This window comes from Streptomyces sp., from assembly GCF_036566765.1.
Lineage (GTDB): Bacteria > Actinomycetota > Actinomycetes > Streptomycetales > Streptomycetaceae > Streptomyces.
Genome location: NZ_DATCVQ010000765.1, coordinates 1 through 26,596 on the forward strand (window position 1 = coordinate 1; position 26,596 = coordinate 26,596).

The 26,596-nt window shown below is 72.0% G+C and carries 29 protein-coding genes; 14 read left to right on the forward strand and 15 right to left on the reverse strand.

Going from position 1 to position 26,596, the window contains the following annotated elements:
• The 3 genes from VIU94_RS44210 to VIU94_RS44220 form a co-directional block, all read right to left on the reverse strand.
• Positions 1 to 320, reverse strand: a 320-nt coding sequence (locus tag VIU94_RS44210; RefSeq protein ID WP_331921318.1) for a VOC family protein, incomplete at its 3' end; no start/stop codon positions are given.
• A gap of 42 nt (positions 321 to 362) precedes the next feature.
• On the reverse strand, positions 363 to 509 hold the full coding sequence (gene mmpA / locus VIU94_RS44215) for a morphogenic membrane protein MmpA (RefSeq protein WP_331921320.1): 147 nt from the start codon (positions 507 to 509) through the stop codon (positions 363 to 365).
• A gap of 79 nt (positions 510 to 588) precedes the next feature.
• A complete protein-coding gene (locus tag VIU94_RS44220; RefSeq protein ID WP_331921322.1) occupies positions 589 to 1,296 on the reverse strand; it encodes an endonuclease V in 708 nt (235 codons plus the stop codon).
• Positions 1,297 to 1,374: 78 nt separating this feature from the next.
• On the opposite strand from VIU94_RS44220, the gene VIU94_RS44225 reads away from it, so the two are divergent.
• Positions 1,375 to 1,674: a YciI family protein gene (locus VIU94_RS44225; protein ID WP_331921324.1), complete on the forward strand. Its 300-nt coding sequence runs from the start codon at positions 1,375 to 1,377 to the stop codon at positions 1,672 to 1,674.
• A 46-nt stretch (positions 1,675 to 1,720) separates the two neighbouring features.
• Here VIU94_RS44225 and VIU94_RS44230 read toward each other — a convergent pair whose 3' ends face one another.
• A complete protein-coding gene (locus VIU94_RS44230) occupies positions 1,721 to 2,830 on the reverse strand; it encodes a WD40/YVTN/BNR-like repeat-containing protein (RefSeq protein WP_331921326.1) in 1,110 nt (369 codons plus the stop codon).
• A 162-nt stretch (positions 2,831 to 2,992) separates the two neighbouring features.
• Between VIU94_RS44230 and ssgD the strand changes: the two genes are divergently transcribed.
• The 5 genes from ssgD (at position 2,993) to VIU94_RS44255 (ending at position 6,844) form a co-directional block, all read left to right on the forward strand.
• Positions 2,993 to 3,403 carry a spore wall synthesis regulator SsgD gene (gene ssgD, locus VIU94_RS44235; protein ID WP_331921328.1) on the forward strand — a complete coding sequence of 137 codons (411 nt, stop codon included), beginning with the start codon at positions 2,993 to 2,995 and terminating at the stop codon, positions 3,401 to 3,403.
• A 253-nt stretch (positions 3,404 to 3,656) separates the two neighbouring features.
• Complete coding sequence (locus tag VIU94_RS44240) at positions 3,657 to 4,631, forward strand: acyl-ACP desaturase (RefSeq protein ID WP_331921330.1); 975 nt, start codon at positions 3,657 to 3,659, stop codon at positions 4,629 to 4,631.
• 83 nt (positions 4,632 to 4,714) lie between these two features.
• Positions 4,715 to 5,014 (forward strand): hypothetical protein, encoded by a 300-nt coding sequence (locus VIU94_RS44245; RefSeq protein WP_331921332.1) that lies wholly within the window; start codon positions 4,715 to 4,717, stop codon positions 5,012 to 5,014.
• Positions 5,007 to 6,200 carry a hypothetical protein gene (locus VIU94_RS44250; protein WP_331921334.1) on the forward strand — a complete coding sequence of 398 codons (1,194 nt, stop codon included), beginning with the start codon at positions 5,007 to 5,009 and terminating at the stop codon, positions 6,198 to 6,200. The genes VIU94_RS44245 and VIU94_RS44250 overlap by 8 nt, the downstream gene beginning before the upstream one ends.
• Before the next feature lie 11 nt (positions 6,201 to 6,211).
• Entirely contained in the window at positions 6,212 to 6,844 is a 633-nt protein-coding gene (locus tag VIU94_RS44255; RefSeq protein WP_331921336.1) for a hypothetical protein, read from the forward strand.
• 41 nt (positions 6,845 to 6,885) lie between these two features.
• Here the strand turns inward: VIU94_RS44255 and VIU94_RS44260 are convergent, their stop codons facing one another.
• Entirely contained in the window at positions 6,886 to 7,152 is a 267-nt protein-coding gene (locus VIU94_RS44260; RefSeq protein WP_331921338.1) for a WhiB family transcriptional regulator, read from the reverse strand.
• Between the two features lie 241 nt (positions 7,153 to 7,393).
• Between VIU94_RS44260 and VIU94_RS44265 the strand changes: the two genes are divergently transcribed.
• Both VIU94_RS44265 and VIU94_RS44270 read left to right on the forward strand, forming a co-directional pair.
• The gene (locus VIU94_RS44265; RefSeq protein WP_331921340.1) at positions 7,394 to 8,263 is read left to right on the forward strand and encodes a hypothetical protein; all 870 of its coding nucleotides are present in this window, start codon (positions 7,394 to 7,396) and stop codon (positions 8,261 to 8,263) included.
• 124 nt (positions 8,264 to 8,387) lie between these two features.
• Positions 8,388 to 8,726 (forward strand): hypothetical protein, encoded by a 339-nt coding sequence (locus VIU94_RS44270; protein WP_331921342.1) that lies wholly within the window; start codon positions 8,388 to 8,390, stop codon positions 8,724 to 8,726.
• Positions 8,727 to 8,745: 19 nt separating this feature from the next.
• On the opposite strand, the gene ligD is transcribed toward VIU94_RS44270, so the two are convergent.
• The gene (ligD, locus tag VIU94_RS44275) at positions 8,746 to 9,783 is read right to left on the reverse strand and encodes a non-homologous end-joining DNA ligase (RefSeq protein WP_331921344.1); all 1,038 of its coding nucleotides are present in this window, start codon (positions 9,781 to 9,783) and stop codon (positions 8,746 to 8,748) included.
• Positions 9,784 to 9,846: 63 nt separating this feature from the next.
• Here ligD and VIU94_RS44280 point away from each other — a divergent pair, with 63 nt between their 5' ends.
• Positions 9,847 to 10,908: an ATP-dependent DNA ligase gene (locus VIU94_RS44280; protein WP_331921346.1), complete on the forward strand. Its 1,062-nt coding sequence runs from the start codon at positions 9,847 to 9,849 to the stop codon at positions 10,906 to 10,908.
• 141 nt (positions 10,909 to 11,049) lie between these two features.
• Here VIU94_RS44280 and VIU94_RS44285 read toward each other — a convergent pair whose 3' ends face one another.
• The 3 genes from VIU94_RS44285 to VIU94_RS44295 all read right to left on the reverse strand — a co-directional run bounded on the left by VIU94_RS44285 (position 11,050) and on the right by VIU94_RS44295 (position 15,217).
• Positions 11,050 to 12,975, reverse strand: a complete 1,926-nt coding sequence (locus tag VIU94_RS44285; protein WP_331921348.1) for an AMP-dependent synthetase/ligase — start codon at positions 12,973 to 12,975, stop codon at positions 11,050 to 11,052.
• Positions 12,976 to 13,133: 158 nt separating this feature from the next.
• Entirely contained in the window at positions 13,134 to 14,468 is a 1,335-nt protein-coding gene (locus VIU94_RS44290; RefSeq protein ID WP_331921350.1) for an HTTM domain-containing protein, read from the reverse strand.
• Between the two features lie 20 nt (positions 14,469 to 14,488).
• Positions 14,489 to 15,217, reverse strand: coding sequence for a DUF5819 family protein (locus tag VIU94_RS44295; RefSeq protein WP_331921352.1), 729 nt, complete (start codon positions 15,215 to 15,217; stop codon positions 14,489 to 14,491).
• 401 nt (positions 15,218 to 15,618) lie between these two features.
• Between VIU94_RS44295 and VIU94_RS44300 the strand changes: the two genes are divergently transcribed.
• Both VIU94_RS44300 and VIU94_RS44305 read left to right on the forward strand, forming a co-directional pair.
• A complete protein-coding gene (locus VIU94_RS44300) occupies positions 15,619 to 15,870 on the forward strand; it encodes a hypothetical protein (protein WP_331921354.1) in 252 nt (83 codons plus the stop codon).
• A gap of 110 nt (positions 15,871 to 15,980) precedes the next feature.
• Complete coding sequence (locus VIU94_RS44305) at positions 15,981 to 18,065, forward strand: MDR family MFS transporter (RefSeq protein WP_331921356.1); 2,085 nt, start codon at positions 15,981 to 15,983, stop codon at positions 18,063 to 18,065.
• Positions 18,066 to 18,081: 16 nt separating this feature from the next.
• Here VIU94_RS44305 and VIU94_RS44310 read toward each other — a convergent pair whose 3' ends face one another.
• From VIU94_RS44310 to VIU94_RS44325, 4 genes are all read right to left on the reverse strand, one after another.
• Entirely contained in the window at positions 18,082 to 18,792 is a 711-nt protein-coding gene (locus VIU94_RS44310) for a class I SAM-dependent methyltransferase (RefSeq protein WP_331921358.1), read from the reverse strand.
• A gap of 6 nt (positions 18,793 to 18,798) precedes the next feature.
• Positions 18,799 to 19,638 carry a metallophosphoesterase family protein gene (locus VIU94_RS44315; RefSeq protein WP_331921360.1) on the reverse strand — a complete coding sequence of 280 codons (840 nt, stop codon included), beginning with the start codon at positions 19,636 to 19,638 and terminating at the stop codon, positions 18,799 to 18,801.
• An 88-nt stretch (positions 19,639 to 19,726) separates the two neighbouring features.
• The gene (locus VIU94_RS44320) at positions 19,727 to 20,197 is read right to left on the reverse strand and encodes a hypothetical protein (protein WP_414721118.1); all 471 of its coding nucleotides are present in this window, start codon (positions 20,195 to 20,197) and stop codon (positions 19,727 to 19,729) included.
• 5 nt (positions 20,198 to 20,202) lie between these two features.
• Positions 20,203 to 20,694 (reverse strand): ATP-binding protein, encoded by a 492-nt coding sequence (locus VIU94_RS44325; RefSeq protein ID WP_414721117.1) that lies wholly within the window; start codon positions 20,692 to 20,694, stop codon positions 20,203 to 20,205.
• A 207-nt stretch (positions 20,695 to 20,901) separates the two neighbouring features.
• Here VIU94_RS44325 and VIU94_RS44330 point away from each other — a divergent pair, with 207 nt between their 5' ends.
• The 3 genes from VIU94_RS44330 (at position 20,902) to VIU94_RS44340 (ending at position 22,902) form a co-directional block, all read left to right on the forward strand.
• Positions 20,902 to 21,765, forward strand: a complete 864-nt coding sequence (locus VIU94_RS44330; protein WP_331921364.1) for a Sco1979 family transcriptional regulator — start codon at positions 20,902 to 20,904, stop codon at positions 21,763 to 21,765.
• Positions 21,766 to 22,002, forward strand: a complete 237-nt coding sequence (locus VIU94_RS44335) for a DUF397 domain-containing protein (protein WP_331921366.1) — start codon at positions 21,766 to 21,768, stop codon at positions 22,000 to 22,002. It abuts the gene before it with no gap.
• A 90-nt stretch (positions 22,003 to 22,092) separates the two neighbouring features.
• A complete protein-coding gene (locus VIU94_RS44340; protein WP_331921368.1) occupies positions 22,093 to 22,902 on the forward strand; it encodes an SAM-dependent methyltransferase in 810 nt (269 codons plus the stop codon).
• 28 nt (positions 22,903 to 22,930) lie between these two features.
• Here VIU94_RS44340 and VIU94_RS44345 read toward each other — a convergent pair whose 3' ends face one another.
• A complete protein-coding gene (locus VIU94_RS44345; protein WP_331921370.1) occupies positions 22,931 to 24,841 on the reverse strand; it encodes a M64 family metallopeptidase in 1,911 nt (636 codons plus the stop codon).
• A 73-nt stretch (positions 24,842 to 24,914) separates the two neighbouring features.
• A partial coding sequence (locus VIU94_RS44350) for a hydroxysqualene dehydroxylase (RefSeq protein WP_331921372.1) occupies positions 24,915 to 26,596 on the reverse strand: 1,682 nt, incomplete at its 5' end.

The following is a 26,596-nucleotide window of genomic DNA, read 5'->3' on the forward strand; positions in this document are numbered from 1 at the left end:
CGGGCTGCGCCGCCGTCGTCGAGCAGGCTCGCGCCGAGGGCGAGCACCTCGGCGTGGGCGGCGTCCAGGTCGGCGACGTCCACGTCGAGGTGGATCTGTTGCGGGCGGGCGGCGTCGCCCCAGACCGGCGGCCGGTGGTCGGCGACTCGCTGGAAGGCCAACACCGGCCCGGCGTCCGGGTGGAGCGTGGACCAGTCCTCGCCGAGGGCCCACCGGGGGTCCGGGCGGTCGACCTCACCGCCGAGCAACGCGCGATAGAAGCGGGCCAGTTCCCGCACGTCGGCGCAGTCGAGCACGAGGCACTGCAGGGAGCCGATCACACGGCCTCCGTTCTGGTCATACGAGAACCCTGGTTCTCGGCCTTACAGCGCGATCGCCCAGACCGCGACTATGTAGATCATCGCCGAGACCCAGCACACGGCGAGCACCGCGGCCACGGCGAGGACGAACATCATGGCGCGCTCGGTGCGGCGCAGCGGGGCCGGGGCGGCCGAAGTCGGGGTCGTCATGGACCTCAGCCTGCCGTGCCCCACTGACAACGGCATCCGTGCGGATACTCAGGTGCGGCTGAGTGCATGCGTCAGCCGCTCAGGTCCGGCTGAGTGCTTCCTTCAGCGCCGACCGGCAGAGCGCGTCCGCGCGCCGGGTCGTCTCGGGGATCCGGTAGTGCGGGCTGAGCAGCAGCGCGTGCGCGCACGCCGTCTCCAGGTCGACCCGGTGACCGGCGGAGACGAAGACCGGCTTGACCCCGTCCCGGGTGCGCAGTGCGCGCCCGACGACCTCGCGCCCCTCCTCGTCGTCGGCGACCAGCGGGCTGAAGTCGCCCCGGTGCGGCCCGGGTTGCTCGTACCTGAAGGTGAAGGGGTTCTTCGCGACGCCGATCGAGGGCAGCCCGGTCAGCACGCCGAGGTGACTGGCGAGCCCGAAGCGGCGCGGGTGGGCGCGTCCGTACCCGTCGCAGACCAGCAGCCCGGGCTCGGCCCGCAGGGCGTCGAGCGCAGCCAGCACGGTCGGCACCTCGCGGAAGGCCAACAGCCCCGGCACGTAAGGGAAGGAGACCCGGCCGACCGCCGTGGCCTCCTCGACGACCTCCAGGGTGCGCGCGTCGAGCACGACCGCCGCCGCCGCGACGAGATCGCGCTCGTCGTCGTACGCCACGTCGAGCCCGGTCGCATGCCCGGTCCCGGGCGGCGGCCCCGGCTCGTCCAGGACGACCCTGCCGCGCAGTTCGTCCTGGAGAGCGCGGGCGGCGGCCTCGTCGGTGGGCCAGTCTGCGGGCGTCTCGATGATCCTCATGATGATCGCCACCCTACGGCGGGCCCGTTCCCCGGACACCCCCGATTCCCGCCGGCCGCCCCGGGTAGCCTGCGGGTCATGTTCGTTCTGGAATTGACCTACACCGCCGACGTCGCGCAGGTCGACGCGCTCATGGCCCCGCACATCGAGTGGCTGGACGCGCAGTACGCGGCCGGGGTGTTCATCGCCTCCGGCCGGAAGAACCCGCGTGACGGCGGCGTGATCCTGGCCGTCGGGGAGGACCGCGCGCAGATCGAGAAGATCGCGGCGGCCGACCCCTTCAGCACCGGCGGCGTGTGCGCGTACCGGATCACGGAGTTCATCGCGACCAAGACCGCGCCCGAGCTCGCCCCGTACCGGCAGCAGCCCGCGAGCTGACGCGCTCCGATCAGTCGGCCGCTCAGTCGGCCGCTCGGTCAGCCCCTCAGTCCGTCGCGCGGCCGAGCCGGGCGATCCGGCCCTTCTCGCCGGAGGCCCAGCAGCCGCCGTCGGGCGTGCAGTCGACCGTGTCGTACGAGCCGGTGTCCACGGTCCGCCAGGTGCGGCCGCCGTCCGTGGTCAGGTCCGTGCCGGTCGGGCCGACGGCCAGCGCGGCGGACCGGCTGTGCGGCAGCCAGGCCACCCCGGAGCGGTACGCGGGCGGCGGGGTCCCGGCCTCGCGCCAGCTCCGGCCGCCGTCTGCGGTGACCGCGGCCGCGCGCGGAGAGGCCTGGTCGGGCCGGTAGTCGCCGCCGACTGCGATGCCGTGCGCGCGGTCGCGGAAGGCGAGCGCGAAGACCCCGCGGGCCGGGTCGCCGGCCGGGATCCCGGACTCGGCGACGGTCCAGGTCAGACCGCGGTCGCCGGAGTGCAGGACGCGCGCGGTCGCGCCGCCGCCGGTCGCCAGCCAGACGTCCTTCGGGCCCGAGCTGACCAGGCACTGGCCGCTCGCGGCGAAACCGGCCTCGCCGGGCAGCGCGGCCGGCATCCCGGCGTCCGGCAGCACCTCCCAGGACTTTCCGCCGTCGCGGGTCGAGAGGATGCGGTACTTGCCGTCCACCGGGTCGCTCATGGCGAGGCCGTGACGGCGGTCGAAGAAGGTGATGCAGTCGTAGAAGGCGCGCGGGTCGGTGTTGCGGAAGGACTCGGTCCAGGTCGCGCCGCCGTCCTCGGTGCGGAAGACCCGGGACGCCTCGCCCTCGCCGATCGCCAGCACCACCGCGCGCCGGGCGTCGAACGCCTCGATGTCGCGGAACTGCAGCTCGGCCGCGCCGGGCGGCGATACGTTGCGCCAGCTGAGCCCGCCGTCGACGGTCCGCAGCACGGTCCCCTTCGAGCCGGCCGCCCAGGCGGTGTCCCGGCTCACCGCGGCCAGGCCGCGGAACCGGGCGTCCACGCCGGTCTGCGTCAGCTGCCAGCCGGGCCGTCCGCCGACCGCCTCCCCGGCCGGCTCCTCCCCCGAGGCCGCCTGCGCCGGGGCCGCCAGGACCGCGGCCAGCGCCGCCCCGCACAGCCCCACCGACACCATTCGTCTCGTCTTCCCCATGGACGTCATGGCGCGGGAAGCTAGTCCACCCCGGGGGTCCCGTCCAGACCGCCTCGACCGGATGCGGTGACACAGCTCACTCCGTGTCCGAATGCACGCCATGGCTGGATTTCACGTCCTCCCCTGCATCGGGGGGAGACGTCCGCCGGAGCCGCGCGTGAGGAGCAGGCCTTGTCCACTGTCATCGAGCACGCCGTGGAGGCCCGTCTGGTCGCGTCCGCGCCGTGCATGGAGTCCGTTCCGGCCACCCTGCGGTACGACCGCGAGGACCCGTACGCCGTGAGCATGGCCTTCCCGCCGCCCGCCACCCTGGAGGGCGTCGAGGTGTCCTGGGCGTTCTCGCGGGAGCTGCTGGCCGAGGGCGTGGAGGGGCCGGCCGGGCTCGGGGACGTACGCGTCCGTCCGTTCGGCTACGACCGCACGGTCGTGGAGTTCCACGCGCCGGAGGGCGTCGCGGTGGTGCATGTCCACACGTCGGAGGTGCGGCGTTTCCTGGAGCGGTCGCAGCATCTGGTGCCGACGGGCCGTGAGTGCCAGTACCTGGATTGGGACGGGGATCTCGGCCGGCTCCTGGGCGAGTAGCGCGACGAGCAGCGCGCCGAGGTTGCCGCCTGCGCTGCGTAACCATGATCGATCCGCTGGGGACGGGACCCGGCGCGCCCCCGGCGTGACCTGCGCCTCCGCCCCCACCTGCGAGCAGTGCGCATAACGGAACGTAACCGGACATCGCCGAGACGGGCTTGGCCCCCGGCTTATGGAGCCTTAACCTACGGTTTCGTAACCTACGAATCCGTAGGTATTTCCGTATGCATGTCTCCCGTCCCCAGGAGTCCCCGTGACGCTCACCTCTCCCCACCTCGACAGCTCGGCAGGGTGGACCGACGCCCGGCTGCTGTACGCGCTGGAGGAGGTCGTGGAGAAGGAGCTCAACCGGCACCTCAAGGTCACCAAGGACTGGATGCCGCACGAGTACGTCCCGTGGTCGGACGGCCGGAACTTCCCGGGCTTCTTCGAGGACGGCGAGCCCTGGGACCCGGCGCAGTCCAAGGTCACCGACATAGGCCGGATCGCGCTGGTGGTCAACCTCCTCACCGAGGACAACCTGCCCAGCTACCACCACGAGATCGCATCGCTTTTCGGCCGCGACGGGGCCTGGGGCACCTGGGTGCACCGCTGGACCGCCGAGGAGGGCCGGCACGGCATCGTGATGCGCGACTACCTGCTCGCCTCGCGCGCGGTGGACCCGGACAAGCTGGAGCAGTTCCGGATGGCGCACATGAGCGAGGGCTTCGAGTCGGACAACCGGCACTCGATGCTGCACTCCGTCGCGTACGTGGCCTTCCAGGAGCTCGCCACCCGCATCTCGCACCGCAACACCGGCCACCAGTCCGGCGACCCGGTCTGCGACCGCATGCTGTCCCGCATCGCCACCGACGAGAACCTGCACATGGTCTTCTACCGCAACCTGCTGGGCGCGGCCTTCGAGATCGCCCCGGACCTCACCATGCAGGCCGTGCGGGACGTCGTCGTCGACTTCCGTATGCCCGGACACGGCATGCCCGGTTTCGAGCGGGCCGCCGCGCAGATGGCGATCGGCGAGATCTACAACATGCGCATCCACCACGACGACGTGCTGCAGCCCGTGCTGCGCTTCCTCAAGGTGCTCCAGATCGACGGCCTCGGCCCGGAGGGCCTGAAGGCGCAGGAGGAGCTGGGCCTGTACATGAACGGCCTGGACAGCGAGGCGTCGAAGTTCGACGAGAAGCTCGCGGCGCGCAAGGCGCGCATGGCGGCGCGCGCGGAGGGCTGAGACGGGCCGCGCGCAGTCCGGGGTCACTCGTCCGTGTGACTGGTTTTCTCCGGTTACGCGATGATCTGCCAGTGTGGTCCGCCATGGAACGTGATCTCCAGGTGGACACCGACCAGTTGGGCCGCTTCTCGCGCGCGCTGCGCGAGTCCCTCACCTCCCTCGCCACCGCGAGACGGGCGCTGGAGCAGGCGCGCGCGGACCAGCTCGGCACCCGCGAGCTGGACGAGGCCTGCGACGGCTTCCAGGAACGCTGGAAGCACGGCGCGGACCAACTGGGCGTGAGGATCACGGCCGTCCACGACGGCGTCGCCCTCAGCCGCGAGGGCTACGCCCAGCTGAACCGCGCGCTGGCCGACGCGTTCCGGACGGTGGGCCGTGGCTGAGGCGGCGTACCCGCATCTGGGCTGGGACCCGACGCCCGGCAGCCCCGCCGAGATCGCGGCGCTCCGGGCCCGGCTCACGGCCTCGGCGACCTCGCTCGGCGCCGCGCACCGCCTCGTCGACCGGCTGCTCTCGGAGAGCTCGTACTGGACCGGGGAGGCGGCCGACGCCTTCCGCGCCGCGCTCGACGGCGACCTGCCCCGGTACCTGAAGAACGCGCACCGCTCCCTCACCAAGGCGGCCGGCCGGCTCGGCGCGTGGCACGACGACCTGGTGGGGCTCCAGGCCACGGCACGCGGTTACGACAGCCGGGCCGGCCTGGAGGCGACCGCCGTCCGCAACGCGGAAGCCCGGTGGACGGCCGCGGCCCGCAACGCCCAGACCCCCGAGGGCGACCTCAAGGCGGCCGTCGACGCCGTCGACCGGGCCCGCACGGCCCTTGCCACCACCCGCGCCCACGCCCGCGAGCTCGCCGAGACCCACCGGACGACCGCGGCCCGGATCGCGAAGGAACTCGACGCGGCCACGGACCGTCTGGCGCCCAAGGAACCCGGCTCGCTGGACAAGGCCCTGGACTGGCTGGACGAGAACCTCGGCGACGTGCTCGGCGCGACCTCGGCGACGCTGGGCCTGGTCGCGCTGTTCGCGGGCCCGCTGGCCGTCCCGCTCCTGTTCGTCGCGGCGGGGGCGAGCCTCGGGGCGCTGATCCTGCACAGCCGCGACCCCAAGATCCGGGCCGGGCTTGCCGCCGGCCCCGGCGACGCGCGCTTCTGGACCTCCACGGCCACGCTCACCGGCGACGCCGTCGGCACGCTGCCGGGCGTCGGAGCCGTCGCCAAGGGGGCCGCCGGCGCGGCCGCGGCGGCCCGCGAGGGCGCGGCCGTCGGACTGGGCGGCCACGCGGGCCGCTTCGCGAGCGAGTCCGGCACGGCCATGGGCACGTTGAACGACGGCGGAACCCCCCTCGCGAACTGGGTGGCCACGCGCACCGGCCGCCCGGGCGCGGCGCCGGCGGTGGACATCGGCTCCGCGGCGACGGGCGTGGCCGCGTCCGGTACGGGCCTTGTGGCCTCGCAGGACAACGAGACCGCCCGCACCGCCGCAGCCGCAACGGAGGGCGCGAGGGCCGTTCCGGAGCTCGGCAACCACGTCAGATCGGGCGCCGAACTCTTCGGCCGGGCGCGGTAGGAGGGCCTCGGGTGACCACGAGCGACTGCTGGTTCCGGCTGCCGCCCGGCTTCTTCCCGGTCGATTCGGACGAACTGGACGACTGGGAAGAGCGGTTGAACGCGGCGACGGAGCTGGTACGACCGGACGGGCCGACGGCCTCGGGCGCTGCCGCACTGCGCAACCTGCTGAGCTCCCTGCCCGAACAGGGCGTCACCTACGCGGCGTTCGGGTTGCACCCGACCGAGGAGGGCGAGCTGCTCGTCTCGCTGCTCACCTTCGCGGACGTCGACACACGCGCCCCCGGCCCGGCCGCCGCGGCCGCCCGATGCGCGCTGGCCCTGGCGGCCGCCGACGCCGGTCGCGTACGGGAGCGGGCGCTCGTGACCCTCGCCTGCGGGACTCCCTCCGCGCTGGTCACGGCCCTGCTTCCCGCGCCGGAGTCCGGCGGGCAGCCGTCCGGGACCTTTCAGGCGCGGCTCGTCGTCGCGCGGCCCAGCGGGGCCGGGGTGGTGGTCGTGGACCTCACCACCCCGGCGACCGAACTGGCCGCGGCCTACACCGACATCCTGCTCGCCGTCGGGCAGACCGTCGCGTTCAGCGACCCGGACGCGCCACGGGCCGAACCCGTGTCGCGTCCGAGCCGCCTGCTCGAACTGCAGTGATGTGCCGTGGCCGGGGCGCCCCCGTGACGCCCCGCCCCCGTTCAGGCCTGGCCCTCGTCGCGGCGCAGCCGCAGACGCTCCTTCTCGGAGAGGCCGCCCCAGACTCCGAAGCGTTCGTCGTTGCGCAGGGCGTAGTCCAGGCAGGCCAGCCGGCCCTCGCAGGCCGAGCAGAGCTGCTTGGCCTCACGGGTGGAGGAACCCGGGGCCGGGAAGAAGAACTCCGGTCCCGCCTGGGCGCAGAGCGCGTCCTCGCGCCAGGACATGTCGGGCTCGGTCGAAGAGGTGGGTTCGATGGTGTCCGTGTACATGCCGGACACGTTGCCTGGCGGTCATAAACACGCCGTCAACGTTCGATCAACGCGGCGCGCCGCGCGGGCGTTTCGCCCTCGGCGCCTTGCCCAGACTGCCCGCTCCGGGTGATGATCACACCCATGACGACCAGAAAGGCCGATGCGGCCTAGTCCCCCCGTCCCGCTCTCCTCGGACCGCGCGCCGCCGGTGTCCCGCACCGCCGCCGCACCGGAGCCCTTCACGAGGAGACCACGAACCTTGCAGACCACCGCACTCTCTCCGTACGCCCACCTGCCGCGCGCGTACCGCGACCATCACATCCTGGCCAGTACCGTCGACGCCTTCGGGCGGGCGCACTGGCTGCTCGCCGAACGCGCCCCGGAATCAGAGCCGTACGACGCCGTCGTCGTGACGGTCGAGGACGACCGGCACCGTACGACCGAACTCAGTGCGATCACCGCACGGTTCCCCCGGTTCGACGCCCTGCCCGACGGCGGATTCGTCGTCGCCGCCGCGCGCAGCCGTCCGAGCGAGCAGCACGTGCAGGTCTTCGACGCGCTCGGCCGGGTCTCCTGGACCTTCCGGGTCGGCGACGCGATCGAGCACCTGCTGGCCGACGAGTCCGGCGCACTGTGGGTCGGTTACTTCGACGAGGGGATCTTCGGGGACGACCCGCTGAGCGTGCCCGGCCTGCGGCGCTGGGGCATCCACGGCGAAGAGCTGTGGACCCACGACTGGCGCGCCGACGGCGAGATCTCCGACTGCTACGCCCTCAACGTCCACGGCACGCACGCCTGGGCGTGCACCTACCACCTGTTCTCCGTACTGGAGATCCGCCCCGACCGCGGGACCACCGTGGTGCGCGCCAACAAGGTGCACGGAGCCAAGGCCCTCGCCGTGCACGGCGAGCGGGTCGTGTTCTTCAGCGGATACGGCGAGAACCACGACCGGTTCGTGAACGCCGAGCTGTCCGACGGCGAGGTCCGTCCTCGGACCACCAGGCGGCTCACCCGGCCCGACGGCGCCGGCATCGGCCGGCGTCGCCGGGTGGTCTCGCGCGGGCCCCGGATCTACGTCCAGGAGAAGCCGTTCACCGAGTGGGCCGTCCTCGATATCAGCGCCGGGTGACCCGCCGCGGGCGCGGGTGCGACAAGCACAGCATTGCTGCGTTCCGGTGGTGTGCGGCGGGACCGGGAACCGGCGCCCGGGCCGCGGCACTCTCCCCTGGCACCAACAGCACCTGGGAGTGGCCATGACGCACAGCACCTTCGACACCGTCGCCGCCTTCGACACGCTGGACACCCGGAGCACCTTCGGCACCCTGGACGCGTACCCCGCCCGCGACCCGTTCGCCGACCTGGACGACTACCTGCTCCCCGCGCCCGACGCCCGGGACCGTCTGCCGTACCACCTCTCCCCCGCCGACCAGCACCGCGTGGACCTGCACAGCGCACTGACCGCCGCCGGGATCCCGCCCGGCGCCGGGGACACCTCGGCGATCGACGCGCTGTCACTGCTCGACGCCACCACGGTCGCCGCGGTAATCCGCTGGATCGACTGCGGTACCGGACGGTCCAGCGCCGGCTGGTGACGTCGGGCCGAGACCGGGGTCAGTCCGCCTGCTTCTCCTCCGGCGCCTTCTTCGCCCGGCTCGGCTGGACCCGCTTCGGCTCGCCCGGCATCTTCGGGTACTCGGGCGGATACGGCAGGTCGCCCAGGCCGTGCTCCGCCTCGTCCCGCCGGGCGAGTTCGAGCAGCGGCTCCAGGCTGAAGCGGTGGTCGTCCATGTCCGCGTGGACGTCGCCGACCTCGGCGTACCGGGTCAGCATCGTCCGGATGTCGAAGTCCCGCGGGACGGCGTCGTCGATCTCCTCCCAGCGCAGCGGGGCGGAGACCGGCGCGTGCGGCCGGGGCCGTACCGAGTAGGCGGAGGCGATCGTGCGGTCCCGGGCGGTCTGGTTGTAGTCGACGAAGATCCGCTCGCCGCGCTCCTCCTTCCACCACTTGATCGTCACCCGGTCCGGCATCCGGCGTTCCAGTTCGCGGCCGCAGGCGATGGCGGCGCGCCGGACCTGGGTGAAGGTCCACTGCGGCTCGATGGGCACGAAGACGTGCAGGCCGCGACCGCCCGAGGTCTTGGGCCAGCCGCGCAGCCCGTGCTCGTCGAGGACGGTGCGCAGTTCGTGGGCGGCGTGGACGGCGTCGGCGTAGTCGGTGCCGGGCTGCGGGTCGAGGTCGATGCGCAGCTCGTCCGGATGGTCGGTGTCCTCGCGCCGCACCGGCCAGGGATGGAAGGTCACCGCCCCCAGATTGGCGGCCCAGAGCACGGCCGCCGGCTCGGTGGGGCACATCTCGTCGGCGGACCGGCCGCTGGGGAAGGTGATGTGCGCGGTGGGGATCCAGTCGGGCAGGTACTTGGGCGCGCGCTTCTGGAAGAACGACTCGCCGGTCACCCCGTCGGGGTAGCGCTCCAGGGTGGTGGGACGGTTCCGCAGCGCCCGGGTGATCCCGTCGCCGACGGCCAGGTAGTAGCGGACCATGTCGAGCTTCGTGTATCCGGGCTCCGGGAAGTACACCTTGTCCGGGTTGGACACACGCACGGTCCGCGTGCCGACCTCCAGCTCCACCGCTCCCGCCTTGCCTGCCATGCCCGTCAGCGTAGGGTGAACCGACAAGCGGCGCATTTCCGGTCGATGCCGGAGAATCGGGCCATGGATCTGCCCGTGATGCCGCCGGTGAAGCCGATGCTGGCCAAGGCCGTGAAGAAGATCCCGCCGGGGATGCAGTACGAGGCGAAGTGGGACGGCTTCCGCGCCATCGTGCATCGCGACGGCCCCGAAGTGGTGATCGGCAGCCGTACCGGCAAGCCGCTGACCCGGTACTTCCCCGAGCTCGTCGCCGCGCTGCCTCCCCGGCTGCCCGAGCGCTGCGTGGTGGACGGCGAGATCGTCATCGAGCACGACGGCCGGCTGGACTTCGACCGGCTGACCGAGCGGATCCACCCCGCCGACTCCCGGGTGCGCACCCTGGCGGAGCGGAACCCGGCCCGGTTCGTGGCCTTCGACCTGCTGGCGCTCGGCGACGCGTCGCTGCTCGACACTCCGCTGAGCGAGCGCCGGACCGCCCTGGAGTCGGCCCTGCGCGACGTGGACCCGCCCGTCCATCTGGCGCCCGCGACCACCGACCCGGAGGTGGCCGCGCGGTGGTTCGAGCAGTACGAGGGCGCGGGGCTCGACGGAGTGATCGCCAAGCCGCTCGACCTGCGGTACCGGCCGGACGAGCGGCTGATGTACAAGATCAAGCACGAGCGGACCGCCGACGTGGTGGTGGCCGGCTATCGCTTCCACAAGAGCGGCCCGGTGGTCGGCTCGCTGCTGCTCGGCCTGTACGACGACTCCGGCGCGCTCCAGCACATCGGGGTGTGCGCGGCCTTCACCGCGAAGCGGCGCGAGGAGCTGGTGGAGGAGCTGGAGCCGCTGCGGATGGACCCGCCGGACGGCCATCCGTGGGCGGCGTGGGCGGACGAGGCCGCCCACGCGGGGGCCCGGCTGCCGGGCGCTCCCAGCCGCTGGTCGGGCAAGAAGGACCTGTCGTGGGTGGCGCTGCGGCCGGAGCTGGTGTGCGAGGTGGGGTACGACCACATGGAGGGCGACCGGTTCCGGCACACCGCCCAGTTCAAGCGGTGGCGGCCGGACCGGTCGCCGGAGTCGTGCGGGTACGCGCAGCTGGAGGAGCCGGTCTCGTACGACCTGTCCGAGGTGTTCTCCGCGTAGGGCCGCTCGTCGCCGGGCTCGGAGGCCCGCTCATTGCCGGCTCGGAGCCGCTCGTCGCCGGCTCGGAAGCCCGCTCGTCGCCGGCTCGGAAGCCGCTCGCTGCCGGCTCGGAGGCCCGCTCGTCGCCGGCTCGGAGGCCGCTCATTCCTTCTCGTAGAGCGCCTCTATCTCCGCCGCGTACGCGCGGGCGACCGCGTGTCGCTTGACCTTGAGGGACGGGGTGAGCAGCCCGCTCTCCTCCGTGAACTCGCCGGGCACGATGCGGAATCGGCGGATCGACTCGGCCCGGGAGACGGCCCGGTTGGCGTAGTCGACGGCCTTCTGGACGTCGGCGATCAGCTCGGGGTCCTCGCAGAGTTCGGCGAGCGGGGTGTCCCTCGGACGCTTGCGGACGGCGAGCCAGTGCTCCATCGCCTCCGGTTCGAGGGTGACGAGCGCGGCGATGTAGCTGCGGTTGTCACCGACGACCAGGCACTGGCCGACCGGCGGGCGGCTGCGCAGCCGGTCCTCCAGGACGGCCGGGGAGACGTTCTTGCCGCCGGAGGTGACGAGGATGTCCTTCTTGCGACCGGTGATGACGAGGTAGCCGTCGTCGTCGAGGGCGCCGAGGTCACCGGTGGCGAGCCAGCCGTCGTCCAGGACCTCCTCGGTGGCGGCCGCGTTGTTCCAGTACTCCCGGAAGACGATGCCGCCCTTGATCAGCACCTCGCCGTCGTCGGCGATCCGTATCGCCGTGCCGGGCACGGGCCGGCCGACGGTGCCGGGGCGCGGCTGGAGGGGCGGGGTGACGGTGGCGGCGGCGGTCGTCTCGGTGAGGCCGTAGCCCTCGTAGATCAGGACCCCGGCGGCGTAGAAGAACAGGCTCAGGCGGCGGTCGAGCGGGGAGCCGCCGCTGATGGCGTACCGCAGCCGGCCGCCGAGCTCCTTGCGCACCCGGCGGAAGACCAGCAGGTCGTACAGGGCACAGGCGAGCGTGAGGCCGGGGCCGGGCCGGCCGCCCTTGCCGAGGAGGTGGTCGAGGGCGGCCTCGGCGAAGCGGACGGCGATGGCGTCGGCGCGGGCGAAGGAGGCCGCGCGGCCCATCTTCTCGGCGGTCGCCCGCCCGGTGTCGTGGATCTTCTCGAAGAGGTACGGCACGCCGACGACGAAGGTGGGCCGGAACGCCCGGAGTTCCGGGCGCAGTTCGTCGGGCTTGATGCTGGGGAAATGGCCGATCTCGATGCGCGCCATGAGGCAGGCGATCTGGATGGCGCGGCCGAGGATATGGGCGAGCGGCAGGAACAGCAGGGTGGAGGCGGCCTGACCGGTGATCGCCTTGAAGACCGGGTGCAGCAGCTCGACGGTGTTGGCGGCCTCGGCGTGGAGGTTGCCGTGGGTGAGCACGCAGCCCTTGGGCCGGCCGGTGGTGCCGGAGGTGTAGCAGACCGTCGCGATGCTGTCGGCGGTGAGCGCGGCGCGCCGTTTCGTCACCTCCTCGTCGGTGATCTCCCGCCCCAGCGCGGCGAGTTGCTCCATGCCGCCGGCGTCCGTCTGCCAGCTGACGACGCGGGCCGGTTCCGGGAGCGAGGCGGCCGCCTCCTCGACGGCGGCGGTGTTCTCGGCGGTCTCGGTGATGACGTGGCGGGCGCCGGAGTCCTGCAGGATCCAGGCGATCTGCTCGGCGGAGGAGGTCGGGTAGACGGGGACGGTCTGGCCGCCGGCCGCCCAGACGGCGAAGTCGAGGACGCACCATTCGTAGCTGGTACGCGCCATCAGGGCGACGCGGCCGCCGGGTTCGAGCCCGGCGGCGACGAGCCCCTTGGCGGCCGTGGTGACGTCCGCGGCGAACGCGGCGGCGGTGACGGGGTTCCAGACGCCCTGCTGCCTGCGGCGCAGGACGACGGTGTCCGGGGCCTCGGCGGCGTTCGTGAAGGGGATGTCGGCGGGGGTGCCGGCAGCGGGCGGCGGTACGAGGGGTGCGCTGCGCGCCTCGCGCACCACGCCGTCCTCGCGCATCAGCTCGACCTGGTGACGGCCGGCGAGATCGCTGCGCCGGCCGGCCTGCCTCAGATCCTTGCGTACGCCCATGGCGGGCTCCTGTTCACGGCGAGGGGACGGGGAGTGACCGGTACCTCTGGACTTGCCGTGACCGTCAACTTACTCGCGCGTAACGAAAATTCAACGGGTCGCGCACGACGGATTGCCTCGCTCGCCGAGGTCGCGCGGACCCGCTGCCCGGTGCGACGTCAGGAACGGGAGCGGGCCGGGGCGGGTGTCGTGGCGGGTTCGGTGGCGGTTGACGCGTCGGCGTCGGCCTCGTCGGCGTCTCCCGCGTCCCGGGGCTTCTCGGTGGCCCCCTCCTCGACCTCCTCGACCTCCTCGACCTCCTCGACCTCCTCGCCCTCCGGCCCGTCGAGCACCCGACGCCCGAGCCGGCCGGCCGTCCGGCCGAGCCACAGCAGCAGCGCCGTCGGCGCGAAGATCGAGTCCGCCGCGATCATCACCATCGAGAAGTACGGCAGCCCCATCAGCACGCCGATGCCGATGTGCTCGCCGATCAGCAGCACCAGCAGGACGTTCTTCGCCTTGCGGCGCAACAGCGCGAACGGGAAGGCGACCTGGACGATCACGGTGCCGTACGTCATGGCGAGCACGAGCACGCTGCTGGAGGCCAGCGCCTCGCTGAGCATCGGCCAGGAGGTCAGGAACTCCTGGTGCAGCGCGTAGTACACGGCGGTGCCCTGCTGCCAGCTGGAGCCCGGGATCTTGTACCAGCCGGCGCACGCGTACACGATGCAGACCTGGAAGGCGATCACCACGAGCGCCCCGTTGTGCACCAGGTTGGCGATCCGGTCGCAGACGGAGCGCGGCACGTCGGGGGCGTACGCCGACACGGCCCACCACACGGCCTGCGCCAGCCACAGCACGCTGAGGGTGACGATCCACGGGACGATGAGCCGGCCGGTCGCGCCGAGGAACACGATCGCGGCGCCGGAGACGGCCCACAGGACGATCCCGGTACGGTCCCGCAGGGGGCGGCCCTGACGCCCCTTCTCCCGCCGGGCGTCCAACGACCACACCTGGGCGCAGCGGGTGAACACCAGATAGAGGGCGAGGATGTGCAGCAACCGGTCGCCGGCGTTGGTGACGAACTCGTTGCGGTGCTGGAAGGACAGGATCCCCAACGCCATCACGACCGAGGTCGTACGGGTCCGCCAGCCGAGGAGGACCGCGGCCGCGGCGGCGATCGCGAGGACGTAGAAGAACTCGTAGTACGCCCGCCCCTGCCACCACAGCAGTCCGTCGAACGCGCTCGGGCTCGCCCAGGACTCGGCCATGGCCCAGCTCCACGGGGCGTCGGGGCCGTGCATGTCGAGCCGGTCCGGCCAGTGCCGGAGCAGGTAGAAGAGCCACACCCCGGACAGGCCGATCCGGAGGATCGCCGTCTGGTACGGGGCGTAGGCCGCGGCGGCGGCGCGGTCGATCAGCCGCTCGACGGTCCGGGTGACGGTCGCCGCCCTCGATGTCTTCCCGGCGCCACTCCCCGTCGCGCTCGCCGTGGCGGTCGTGTTCGTCGTCATCGTCCTGTCCGCCGTCGTACTCATCGTCCGCCCACCGTTCCCTCGAAGTCGTCGCGCGTGACCTTCAGCCACGGGAATTCGCGGGACTTCCACACGTCGCTCACCCGGCGGCCGGTCCACTCGGGCGGCTGGATCGCCTGCGTCAGCTGACGGAACTGGATGCGCTGCGCGGAGCGGCCGGCCAGCACCGGCCGGAGCCGTTCGAGGGCGAGCCGCTTGAGGTACTGCTCGGTGAGGGCGCCGAGCTTGCCGATCGGGCGGCCGGCGCGGTCGTGTGTGCGGCTGAAGTTCTTCCAGCCCTGGCGGAACTGCTCCATCGTCATGCTGGGGACGAGCGTGCCGCGCAGGGTCCGCAGGTCGTACGCGGTCATGTCCACCCAGGCGGTGGCGGCCTGCTTCCCGTCGGCGGTACGCACCTCGGCGCGGGCCATGACGCGGGTGTTGTCGAAGAGCGGGTTCGGCGCGAAGACGCCCCAGTTCTGGGCCAGTTCCGGGAACATATAGGTGTCGATCGTGCTCTTGTGCTGAGCGCTGACCGCGTTCTTCGGCGCGACGTGGAAGAAGACCATGCCGGCGTGGACGAGGACGGCAACCGTCACGGCGACCGCCGCGACGGCCACGATCAGCCGCGCGAGCCGCGATTCGCCCTCGGCGAGCCCCGGTTCACCCGAGGCCGTCGCGTCCGCCTCCGGGGCGCGGGATATGTCCGCGCCGTCCGCTCCCGGCTCCGCTTCCGCTCCGGCCCGCATGTCGCTCCCCCTCAGTTCCACCCGATTAGTTCGACCCGATTAGCTCGACCCGATCGCGCGCCCGATGATACGTGCCGCCGACGGAACGTGAGATGGCACACATCCGCCCGCGCGCGAGCGGCCGCCGGACCCGACATTCCGCCAGGACATTCGATGGACATACGGGCGATCCCGAGCCGCCGGACGCCCCGGAGATCGCGTGGCGCGCCGTGCACCTGCGGGAACGCGGTCTGGCGTAGTACGGGCCTCGCGAGGTGCGCGGCGAGGGCGATCGTTTCGGCGGCCGAAACGGTTGCCGTGCGGAGACATCCCCGTCGCGGAACAAGGAAGCGCATCCGGTACGTATGGGAGGAGGAGACCCCACCTCGTCCTACCCCAGTCGCACCCAGAAGGAACGCCCCGTGATCACCTCGCCCTTGGTACCCGTCCCGATTCCCGACCGCGTGGCCGCGCTCATCGGGTCCTGTCTGCCGCAGCACGTGCTCCAGGCGGAGTTCGACGCGGTGTGCGCCGCCCGTGAGGTGAACCGGTTCCGGGGGCCGCTGTGCACGGAGGACCGGGCGGACCGCGAGCACGCGCTCGCCGCGCTCGCGCGGGCCAACAAGATCCTCGCCAAGCACCACCCGCTGCTGCCGGTCCGCCCGGGCCAGTAACCGCCTGGGGGCGCGGAGGCAGCCGGGTCGGCGACCCGCGGGCCCCGGACCGTACACCGGTTCGGACCTCCCCGCATGCGGCCGTGATCGCGCGGTGTGAGGGTGCGAAAGTGACCACCACCAGCGCAGCAGCCCCCGCACCGCCGGCGGCCGAGCCGCCCGTGCTCGACGACCGGCGCCGCAACATCGTCTTCGGCACGATCATGCTCGGCGTGCTGCTGGCGGCGCTGGACCAGACGATCGTCGGGACCGCGCTGCCGACGATCGTCGCGGACCTCGGCGGCGGCGCCCACATGTCGTGGGTGGTCACCGCCTATCTGCTCGCCGAGACCGTCGCCACCGTCCTGGTCGGCAAGTTCGGCGACCTCTTCGGCCGCAAGGTGATCTTCCAGATCTCCGCGATCGTCTTCATCACCGGCTCGTTCCTCTGCGGCCTCGCCTCCAACATGACGCTGCTGATCGTCTGGCGCGGCCTGCAGGGCATCGGCGCCGGCGGCCTGATGGTCACGGCCATGGCGCTGATCGCCGACGTCATCCCACTGCGCGACCGGGGCAAGTACCAGGGTGCGATCGGCGCGGTCTTCGGCGTCGCGACGGTGATCGGCCCCCTGCTCGGCGGACTGTTCACCGACCATCTGACCTGGCGCTGGGCGTTCTACATCAACGTGCCCATCGCCATCCTCGTCGTCATCGCAGCCGCCCGCACGATCCCCTCGGTGCGCTCCGCGAGCCGCCCGGTCATCGACTACCTCGGCATCGCCCTGGTCGCGGTCGGCTCCAGCGCGCTGATCCTCGGGACCAGTTGGGGCGGCAACGAGTACGCCTGGGACTCGGGCGTCATCATCGCGCTCTTCGCCGGCGGCCTCATCGCGCTCGGCCTGTTCTGCTGGGTCGAGACCAGAGCGGCCGAACCGATGCTGCCCATGCGGCTGTTCGCCAACCCGGTCTTCACCGTCTGCTCCGTGCTCAGCTTCATCGTCGGCTTCGCCATGCTCGGCGCGATGACCTTCCTGCCGACGTACCTCCAGTACGTCGACGGCGACTCGGCCACCATCTCCGGCATCCGCACGCTCCCGATGGTCGTCGGCCTGCTCATCGCGTCGATCTACAGCGGCAATGTGGTCAGCAAGACCGGCCAGTACCGGATCTTCCCGATCGTAGGCTCCCTGGTCATGGGCGTGGGCCTGTTCCTGCTCTCGTTGATGGGCCCGGATACCAGCACCTGGCTCGAGTCGTTGTACATGTTCATCCTCGGCCTGGGCATCGGCCTGTGCATGCAGGTGCTGACCATCGCCGTGCAGAACACGGTCGACTACGCGGACCTGGGCACCGCCACGTCCGGCGTCACCTTCTTCCGCACCCTCGGCAGCTCCTTCGGCACGGCGGTCTTCGGCACCATCTACGCCAATTCGCTGGAGCCCAACCTCAAGGAGGGCGTCGCCGAGGCCGCCCAGATCGCCGGCGTGTCGGACCCGTCGGCCATCGCCCGGGCGGCGCAGAGCCCGGAAGGGCTGCACGACCTGCCGACGGACCAGGCCGCGCCGCTGGTGCAGGCGTACGCGGACACCCTGCAGACCGTCTTCCTGTGGACGGTGCCGGTCGCCGCCGTCGGCTTCTTCGTCTCGCTCTTCCTGAAGCAGGTCGCCCTGCGCGACACGGTCCGGGAGTCCGCCCCCGACATGGGCGAGGGCTTCGGCTCACCGACCAGCGGCGGCGACTCGGCGAAGCTGCTCGAGCTGTCGGTGGCCCGTATCCTGCGCCGTACCGACCTGGACACCGCCTACCGGATCGTCGACGCCTCCGACACCCGGCTCGACGTGGCCGGCGCGTGGGCGGTGATGCAGGTCGAGCTGTACTCACGGCTCGTCGGACACGCCAGCCTGGGCCTGATCTCGGCCGGCCGCCGGGTCCCGCCCGAGGTTCTGCTGCCGGTCTTCGACCGCATGGTCGACGAGGGCTTCCTGGAGCGAGACGGCAACATCCTCTCGCACACCCAGCCCGGCCGACGCGAGGCCGAAGTCATCACCCGCGCCTGGGGCGACTGGCTCACCGCCCAGGTCGAACGCGAACACGGCCACCCCAGCGGCCCCGAACTCCGGGCCGCCACCGACGCGATCGCAAAACGCCTGGTCGCCGAGGACCTGGCAAGAGGGCTGACGCGGCGACTCGAGAAGGCAGGAGCGGGGACGGCGTAGGGACCTGTCGACTTCGCTACACCTTCCGCGCCGCCACCAGCCGGCACACCGGGCTCCCGTCTTCCCGGAAGCCCAGGCCCTCCATCGGATGGAGGGTCACCTCGAAGCCCGTTTCGCGCAGGTCGCGCACCACGTCGGCCAGGCGGAAGGTGCGGTAGTACATGACGAACTTGGGGCGCCAGAGCGCGTTTCTCACCCGCATGACCGCATCGAAGGACCACAGGGTCCAGTAGTCGCGGGAGCCCACACGGGCCGGGGCCGGTTGAGGGAAGGCCAGGAGGCCGCCGGGGCGGAGGGATGCGTGGAGTTGGGTGAAGAGGCGGGGGCGGTCTCGGGGGAGGAAGTGGCCGAAGGCGCCGAAGCTGACCGCCAGGTCGAAGGACGGGGTGAAGGGGAGGGTCAGGGCGTCCGCGCGGATCAGCGTCGCCGTGGGATGGGCCTGTCGGGCCTCCTCCAGCATGCCGGCGCTGAAGTCGATGCCCGTGACCCGGTCTGTGCAGACCTCCTCGAGCACGGACAGGCCCGCGCCCGTGCCGCAGCACAGGTCGAGGCCCGTGGCGAACGGGCCCAGGGGGCGCAGGGTGTCCGTCACCGCGGTCAGGACGCGGTCCGAGGTGCGGAACGGGGTTGCGTCGAACTTCGTCGCCAGCAGGTCGTAGCCGTGCTCGACGGACGACAGCGCCTGGACGGCGAGTTCGCGGAAGCTGGGGCCCTGGGGGGTGAACATCGCCGGTCAGCCTAGCTCGGGCAGGACCTGCCGCGGCCACGGTCCCTGCTGGGCGCGCGGACGCCACTCCCTCGGGTAGCCGACGGAGACCTCCTCGAAGCGCACTCCGTCGTACTCGGTCGTGCGCGGGATGTGCAGGTGACCGTAGATCATGAGCTCGACGGGGAAACGGACATGCCAGTCCGCCGTGAGCTCCGTGCCGCACCACTGCGCGAACTCCGGGTGCCGCAGGACGAACGTGGGGTCGCGGACCAGGGGGTAGTGGTTGACCAGGACCAGGCGGTGATCATCCGTCAAGTCCAGGTCCATCAGGCGTTGTTCGGTGTACTTCACCCTTGCCCTGCACCAGTCGTCCCGCGACTCCAGCGGGTCCGCGTGCAGCAGGTGTTCATCCGTGCAGACGATGCCCGCCGCCTGGGCCACCGCCAGCGACTGTTCCTTCGTCTCCGTTCCGACGGGGCGCCAGGTGTAGTCGTACAGCGTGAAGAGCGGGGCCACGGTCACCGGTCGGCCGTCCGGGCGGCGCCACACCGGATACGGGTCCTCCGGGGTGTGGACGCCGAGGCCGCGGCAGATCTCGACGAGCCGGCGGTAGCGGGCCTCGCCGCGCAGGGTGACCGGGTCCCGTGGATGGGTCCACAGCTCGTGGTTGCCGGGGGTCCACACGACGGTCTCGAAGCGGCCGGCGAGCAGAGTGAGCGTCTGCTCGATGTGCTCGACGAACTCGCCGACGTCTCCCGCCACGATCAGCCAGTCGTCGTCCTGGGCGGGTTTCATCGCCTCGACGATCGCCCGGTTGTCCGGATGCCCGACGTGCAGGTCGCTCACTGCCAGCAGACTGCCCATGCCGTCACAGTAATCGAGCAGTCGTGCGGAGGGGGCGGGTTCAGCTGATCACGCAGCGCCACGCGGAACAGCGCCACGCGGAACGACGTCAGTCGATCACGCAGCGTCCCCGCTGGTCGCCGAGCGTCCAGTTCGGCGCTGTCCCGGTCAGCTGGCAGGCGAGCAGGTACAGCGGAATCGGCGGGGTGTACGGCGACGTGCCGTCGGGGCGGTGGATCAGGCGCGGGCCGCGGTCCGGGATGACGGCGCCGGGGGCGTAGCAGGACGGCAGTGGCCAGGTCAGGTCCAGGTCGGAGCCCTCCGGGACGAGCCACCACCACCAGTCTCGGTCCGCGTACACGCAGCCCTTGGCGGGCAGCCGGGACAGGATGCGGAAGCCGTGCCGGGCGGGTACGCCGACCGCGTCGCAGCCCAGGTGGGCGCGGAAGCCGGGGGGTACGACGAGCTGTGCCTCGCCGCCCGAGCGGGTGATGCCGTCGTCTTCGGGGGAGGTGCGGGCCGCGGGAATCCGGCCGGCGAACGATGCACGGCGGCCGCGCGGCCCGAGCAGCGTGGCCATCGACCTCAGCACGGCAGCTCCGTGCCGTGGGCCAGTTCCGCCCAGACGACGCGCCCCGTTCCGTGGCCCGTCGGGTCGGCGCCCCACGCGCTGCACACGGCATCCACCAGGAGCAGTCCGCGGCCGCGCTCCTCCGCGCCGCAGTCGCGGATCCGCGGGCCGGCCGGGCCGCCCTCGTCATGCACGGCTATCCGCAACCGGTCGTGTCCTTCGCGGAGTTCACAGACCACGCGGGCGCTGGCGGTGTGCACGACGGCGTTGGTGACGAGTTCGGAGACGACCAGGACCACCGTGTCGCGGACGTCCTCCCCACAGCCCCAGAGCGTCAGTCGCTCGTCGGCGAGCGCACGGGCCCGGGCGACCGAGACGGTGCGGGCCGGCAACTCGAAGGTGAAACGCCGGACGTGCGGGTGGGGACGGCGATCGTCGGTCTGTGGCCGCGGGTCCATGGGCCGGGGGTCCATGAGTCTCGGGGTGAGCGCGTTACCAGAGGCCACGACCGGTTCCTAACAGTGGGGAAGCAGTGCAGAGCCTCGCCTCTCCTCGGGCGTGGCGCAGCAGCCGCGTGAACTGGTTCACCGGAACACTGTCCTCCCGACTCGGACACTTGGCAAGTAGCACTCTGAAAATTGCAGAGTGCGGTGTTCTCTCTGGGAGCCTTGCATGGCACACTCGTCGAAACAGCGCGTCGGGGAGGTCTGAGAGTGAGCGAGCCGCGGTCCGCCCCGACGGTGGGACAGGTCGTACTCGGCAGGCGCTTGCAGGACCTCCGCGAACGCGCGGGCCTCAAGCGCGAGGAAGCCGCCAAGATCCTCCGGGTCGCCCCGGCCACCATCCGACGGATGGAGACCGCCGAGGTCTCGCTGAAGATCCCGTACGTGCAGATGCTGCTCAAGGCGTACGGGGTGCCCGACGAGGAGGCCGACGGCTTCGTCATGCTCGCGGAGGACGCCAACCAGCCCGGCTGGTGGCAGCGCTTCCACGACGTGCTGCCCGGCTGGTTCTCCATGTACGTCAGCCTGGAGGGCGCCGCCAGCCTCATCCGGGCGTACGAACCGCACTTCGTCCCCGGACTGCTGCAGACGGAGGGCTACGCGCGCGGCGTCATGCGCAGCGGAGCCGTCGGGGCGAGCCGGGCCGAGGACATCGAGCGCCATGTCGCCCTGCGGATGGAGCGTCAGTCTCTCCTGACCAGGGAGGACGCCCCCAAGCTCTGGGTGATCATGGACGAGACGGTGCTCCGCCGGCCCGTCGGGGACGGCCCGGAAGTGATGCGCGCCCAGCTCGACCGGCTGCTCGACGCATGCGAGCTGCCGAACGTCACCCTGCAGATCGCGGAGTTCGCGTCCGGCCACCACCCCGGCACCTACGGACCGTTCGTCCTCTTCCGCTTCGCCGTGCCCGAACTCCCGGACATGGTCTACAGCGAGTACCTGACCGGCGCCGTCTACCTCGACGCGCGCCCGGAGGTGGCCTCCCATCTCGAGGTCATGGACCGCATGGCGGCCCAGGCCGCGACTGCACAACGCACGAAGGAGATCCTCCGGGGTCTCCGCAAGGAGCTGTGAATGAATCGCATATACAACGGCATGCCTGCCGCGGAGCTCGGCGCCGAGGGCTGGCACAAGCCGTGGAGCGGCGGCAACGGGGGCAACTGCTTCGAGGCCATGAAGCTGGCCGACGGCAGAGTCGCCGTGCGACAGTCCGCAGACCCTGACGGTCCCGCCCTCATCTACACCCACGGGGAGATGGCCGCCTTCATCCAGGGGGCCAAATCCGGTCAGGCCGACTTCCTGCTCACCTGACCCTTCCCTCACACGGATCACATCGCGTACCCCTAGCCTGTAGTGACGGACCACCGCAGTGACGGACCACCGACCACCCATGGAGCGCCGATGACCGGGCAGGACCCCGCCGCCGTACGGATCGACACCAGCAAGCCGCATCCCGCGCGGATGTACGACTGGTTCCTCGGCGGCAAGGACAACTACCCGGTCGACGAGGAGATGGCGAAGCAGCTGCTGACGGTGGACGCGCGCGGCCGGGACATGGCCCGCGTCAACCGCGCGTTCATGCACCGGGCGATCCGCTGGCTCGCCGCCAACGGCGTACGCCAGTACCTGGACATCGGCACCGGCATCCCGACCGAGCCCAACCTGCACCAGATCGCCCAGCAGGTCGCGCCCGAGTCGCGGATCGTCTACTGCGACAACGACCCGATCGTGCTCGCGCACGCCGCCGCCCTGCTGCGCTCCACGCCGGAGGGGGCCACCGAGTACATCCAGGCCGACGCCCGCGAGCCCGAGGCGATCCTCGAACGGGCCGGAAAGGTCCTTGACTTCGAGCGGCCCATCGCGCTCTCGATGCTCGCGCTGCTGCACTTCGTCGGCGACGAGGACGGCGCGTACGAGCTGGTGCAGAAGCTGGTCGACAAGCTGCCGTCGGGCAGCTACGTCGTTCTGTCGCATGTCACCGGCGACTTCGACCCGGAGGGCGCGGCGAAGGCGACCGCCATGTACAAGGCGCGCGGCCTGACCCTGCGGCTCCGCTCGCGCGACGAGATCGCCCCCTTCTTCGCCGGCCTCGAGATCGTCGAGCCGGGCGTCACGCTGACCGCGGACTGGCACCCCGAGCTCGGCGAGCCCGTGCCGGTCGCCGGCGACGAGCCGATCCCGGGCTGGGCCGCGGTGGCCCGCAAGCCGTAGGGCTCACGGGCCACTTCCCCACGGAGGGTCAGCGCGCCCCGGCCGGGGGCACCAGGGTGACGAGGAAACTCCTCGCCGTACCGGTGTTCCCGGCGGAGTCGATGGTGCGGTACTCGATCTTGTGCGTGCCGTAGTCCGGCGTCGCGTCGTCCCACGGGACCGCGCGGCTCCGGCCGAGCTTCCCGTACACGAGGCCGTCTATGAGGGTGCCCGACGGTGAGAAACGGAACGGTGCGTCGGCGTCGGTCGGCCAGCCGTAGTACGTGTACCAGCCGTCGCCGTCGACCCGGAACTGGCTCACCACATGGCCCTGTTGGTCGTCCCGCGCGGTGAGCCGCATGGTGAACTCGCCGTCGTAGACGTACTCGACGGGTCGGCCGGGCCGCCGGATCGTGCGCAGCGGCTCCGACAGCTCGTACGCGGCCGTCGCCTGCCGGGCGTCCACCGTCCACGTCAACTCGGCGTCCGTTCCCGGGATTCGGGCGGCCAGGGTGTGCGCGCCCGGGGTGAGGCGCAGTGAACCGAGGTCCAGATCACGGTCGTTGCCAGGATTGACGACGGCCCGGCCGTCCAGCCGCCACCCCACGGCGAGGGTGCGTTGCAGCGGATGCGTGGTGTCGGCGTGCACCACGGACCGCGCGCCGACCGGGGATCCGGTCGGGGTGTGGCCGGTGAACGCGGGGGCGACTTCCTCGGGTCGGGTCGTCCGCTTCGGGTCGACCTTCCAGCTCACCGTGCGGGTCAGCGCCGCCGAGGCGCGGACGGCCGGGTCGCGGACGAACGGCGTCGGGTCCGACACGGTGGCGGTGAGCGTGTGCACGCCGTGGGAGAGATCCAGGCCGCGCAGATCGAGCGTGCGCGCGTTGTCGGTGGCCAGCGTGCGGCCGTCCAGCCGCCAGACGACGGCGAGTTCGCCGCCCACCGGGTGCAGCGTGTCCACCCAGACGGTCCGGTCGGCGCCGATCGGATCGGCGTTGGGGGTGTGGTCCTGGACGAGGTTCACCTTGGCGGAGATCGCCTCCACCATCACCTCCCGCTCCACCTGGTCGAAGGCGTAGCCGAGGGTCTTCATCAGCGAGTGTCGGCTCGGCCGCCAGACCCCCTTCGTGCTGTACATCCCGCCCTCGTGCCGGCCGATCACGCCGCCCGACTCGCTCTCCTCGCCCAGCCACCGCCACCACTTGGCGCGCTGCTCCCGCATCTGCTCCTCGGTAAGCAGGGTGTGGTGCACGGAGGACGGCTCCGGCCCTTCGTACGCGCCGCCGGGCACGCCGCGCCCGTAGTAGTCGTACTCGTCCTGGAGCTTGCCGAGGGAGTGGCCGATCTCGTGCGGGGTGATCAGCGAGGACAGGGCGTTGCCGCCGGACGCGGTGGCGTAGCTGCCGCCCGCGCCGCCGTACGTGTCGCTGTTGGCGAGCGCCACGATCTGCCGGTTGGACGGCGTCGCGCCGGGGACGAGGTCGGCGAGCTCGCCCGCGAGCCCGCTGTCCACGGTGAGCAGCCGCTGCACGCTCGACGGGTTGCAGCCGCCCCAGAAGGCCATGCCGAGCGCGGTGTCGCGGCGCGGCGCGTCGAGACCGGGGTCGCAGTCGACGCCCGACTCGGGGGAGGCGACCTCGACCGCCCAGACGTTGATGTAGGAGCGGTACGAGGCGAACGGCTCGACGCTCCACAGCACGTTGAGGTGTGTGTCGACGTCGGCGCGGAACTCGGCGAGCTCCCCCGCGGTGTAACCGTCGCCCATGAGCACGAGGTTGAAGCGCTTGTCGGCCGGGCCGGTGGTCTGGATCGGGACGACGGTGGCGGCCGCGGCGAGCGCCGACGGCCCGGTGGGGGGTTCGGCGGCCGCCGGGCCCGCGCCCACCAGGCCGGCGGCCAGCAGACAGGCCGTGGTCAGGCCGGCCGCTGCTCTTCGAAGACGTATGCCAGGAGAGGTCATGGGGCGCGAGGTTAGGGCGCGCCCCGAGTGTCGTAAAGATGTTCGCCAGCCGACATCAGCCGGCCGACGTTCTTCAGCCGACGTCGAGGGAGTTGCGCAGGCCGAGGCGGTAGCGGAAGCGGTCGTGGCGCTTGAGGGCCTCGATCGCCGGGGCCCGGAAGAGCGACTCCACGGTGCAGCGCGCGGCTGTCGAACCGGCCTGGTCCAGCAGGGCGTTGACGGCCTGGCGGGCGGAGGTGTTCGCGCCCTCCATCGTCGCCAGGTCGATGGGGACCGACACGTAGTCGCCGGCGAGGAACAGGTTCGGGACCTTGGTCGCGGCGGAGGGGCGCAGATGGTAGGTGCCCACCGGGTGGATCAGCAGTTCGTCCTCGTTGACCGGGTTCGGCCCGCCGATGCCCGAGACCCCGGGGTCCAGGAACCAGGAGTGCAGGTCGGCGTCCTTCAGCACGGTACGGCCGGTGTCGTTGAGCGCCGCCTTCAGCTGCGCCCAGACCTCCTTGGCGACCTGCTCGCGGGTGCACTCCTTCGCCGTCTTCCCGTACAGAATCCCCGGCTTGTCCCACTCGGAGACGTCCACGGACAGGCAGTCGACGACCGAGCCGTCGCCGTACACCTGCGCGAAGGCGCCGCCGGTCCAGTGCCGGGCCTGGGCGATCGCGGTCAACGACCAGGGAGAGTCGATGCAGTTGACGTGGCCGTCGACCATCGGCGGCCGCGCGGTCAGATAGAACTGAATGCCCGTCATCCAGTCGGTCTGGAGCCGGTCGCAGCGCGCCAGCATGGGGTCGGCGGCACGCAGCGCGGGGCCCCAGGTGCGGCGGGCGTGCTCGACGGGGAGCGCGCAGACGTAGTGATCGGCCACGACGGACCGGCGGGCTCCGTCGGCGTCGTCGACGAGGGCGGCGGTGATCCGCCCGTCGCCGTACGCGAGTTCGCGCAGCGACCAGCCCATCTTGAACTCGACGCCCAGGGTGCGCAGATGGTCGACCCACGGGTCGATCCACGCCTCGTTGGTCGGGGCGTTGAGGATCCGGTCCGGCGGGCCGTCCGCACCCCGGCCCAGCGCGTTGAAGACGAACGCCTCGCCGAGGGCGCCGACGGTACGGGTGCTGGCCTCCTCCGCCTTGGTGGCCACGATGTTCCGGGTGACGCCGATGGCCAGGATCCGCTGGTACGCGAGCGACATCTCGGCCGCCCGGGTGAAGGTCCACCACGGGGTGCGCTCCCAGACGTCGTCGCGCCGCTCGTCGCAGCTGGTCAGGAAGACGAGAGCGCGGTTGACGAAGTACGCGGCCTCGTGGAGCGGGATGCTGCGGACGGTCTCCACGAAGGCGGTCAGCGCCCGGCGCACGTCCTCCAGGGTGAGGTCGGCGGGCCGTTGGCCGGGCCAGGGGATCGGGGCGCGCAGGTCCTCGGAGCCGGAGCGGGCGAACATCATCTCGGGCGGCGCGACGAGGTTGTCCCACACGCCGTGGGCGTTGCCGGGGAACGGGATGCGGCGCATCGTGTCCGGCAGGTTGTGGTAGATGCCCGGGATGAAGCGGAACCCGTGCTCGGCGGGGAGCGGGCGGCGCGCGCCGCGCGCGCTCTCGGGGACGTCCATGGAGCGGGCCTTGCCGCCGAGGGCGCGCCGTTCGTACACGGTGACCCGGAAGCCGCGCTCGGCGAGTTCGTGCGCGGCGGTGAGACCGGCGACGCCGCCGCCGAGGACGGCGACGGTGGGGGCGGAGGAGGTCGGGCCGGCCGCCGCGT

Coding starts and splice junctions, on each gene's coding strand:
- VIU94_RS44315 (WP_331921360.1), bottom strand. CDS start 19,638: ATGGGCAGTCTGCTGGCAGTGAGCGACCTGCACGTCGGGCATCCGGAC.
- VIU94_RS44290 (WP_331921350.1), bottom strand. CDS start 14,468: ATGACGACGAACACGACCGCCACGGCGAGCGCGACGGGGAGTGGCGCC.
- VIU94_RS44260 (WP_331921338.1), bottom strand. CDS start 7,152: ATGTACACGGACACCATCGAACCCACCTCTTCGACCGAGCCCGACATG.
- VIU94_RS44270 (WP_331921342.1), top strand. CDS start 8,388: ATGACGCACAGCACCTTCGACACCGTCGCCGCCTTCGACACGCTGGAC.
- VIU94_RS44345 (WP_331921370.1), bottom strand. CDS start 24,841: ATGACCTCTCCTGGCATACGTCTTCGAAGAGCAGCGGCCGGCCTGACC.
- VIU94_RS44295 (WP_331921352.1), bottom strand. CDS start 15,217: ATGCGGGCCGGAGCGGAAGCGGAGCCGGGAGCGGACGGCGCGGACATA.
- VIU94_RS44340 (WP_331921368.1), top strand. CDS start 22,093: ATGACCGGGCAGGACCCCGCCGCCGTACGGATCGACACCAGCAAGCCG.
- VIU94_RS44280 (WP_331921346.1), top strand. CDS start 9,847: ATGGATCTGCCCGTGATGCCGCCGGTGAAGCCGATGCTGGCCAAGGCC.
- VIU94_RS44335 (WP_331921366.1), top strand. CDS start 21,766: ATGAATCGCATATACAACGGCATGCCTGCCGCGGAGCTCGGCGCCGAG.
- VIU94_RS44310 (WP_331921358.1), bottom strand. CDS start 18,792: ATGTTCACCCCCCAGGGCCCCAGCTTCCGCGAACTCGCCGTCCAGGCG.
- VIU94_RS44245 (WP_331921332.1), top strand. CDS start 4,715: ATGGAACGTGATCTCCAGGTGGACACCGACCAGTTGGGCCGCTTCTCG.
- VIU94_RS44320 (WP_414721118.1), bottom strand. CDS start 20,197: ATGGCCACGCTGCTCGGGCCGCGCGGCCGCCGTGCATCGTTCGCCGGC.
- VIU94_RS44230 (WP_331921326.1), bottom strand. CDS start 2,830: ATGACGTCCATGGGGAAGACGAGACGAATGGTGTCGGTGGGGCTGTGC.
- VIU94_RS44285 (WP_331921348.1), bottom strand. CDS start 12,975: ATGGGCGTACGCAAGGATCTGAGGCAGGCCGGCCGGCGCAGCGATCTC.
- VIU94_RS44220 (WP_331921322.1), bottom strand. CDS start 1,296: ATGAGGATCATCGAGACGCCCGCAGACTGGCCCACCGACGAGGCCGCC.
- mmpA (WP_331921320.1), bottom strand. CDS start 509: ATGACGACCCCGACTTCGGCCGCCCCGGCCCCGCTGCGCCGCACCGAG.
- VIU94_RS44225 (WP_331921324.1), top strand. CDS start 1,375: ATGTTCGTTCTGGAATTGACCTACACCGCCGACGTCGCGCAGGTCGAC.
- ligD (WP_331921344.1), bottom strand. CDS start 9,783: ATGGCAGGCAAGGCGGGAGCGGTGGAGCTGGAGGTCGGCACGCGGACC.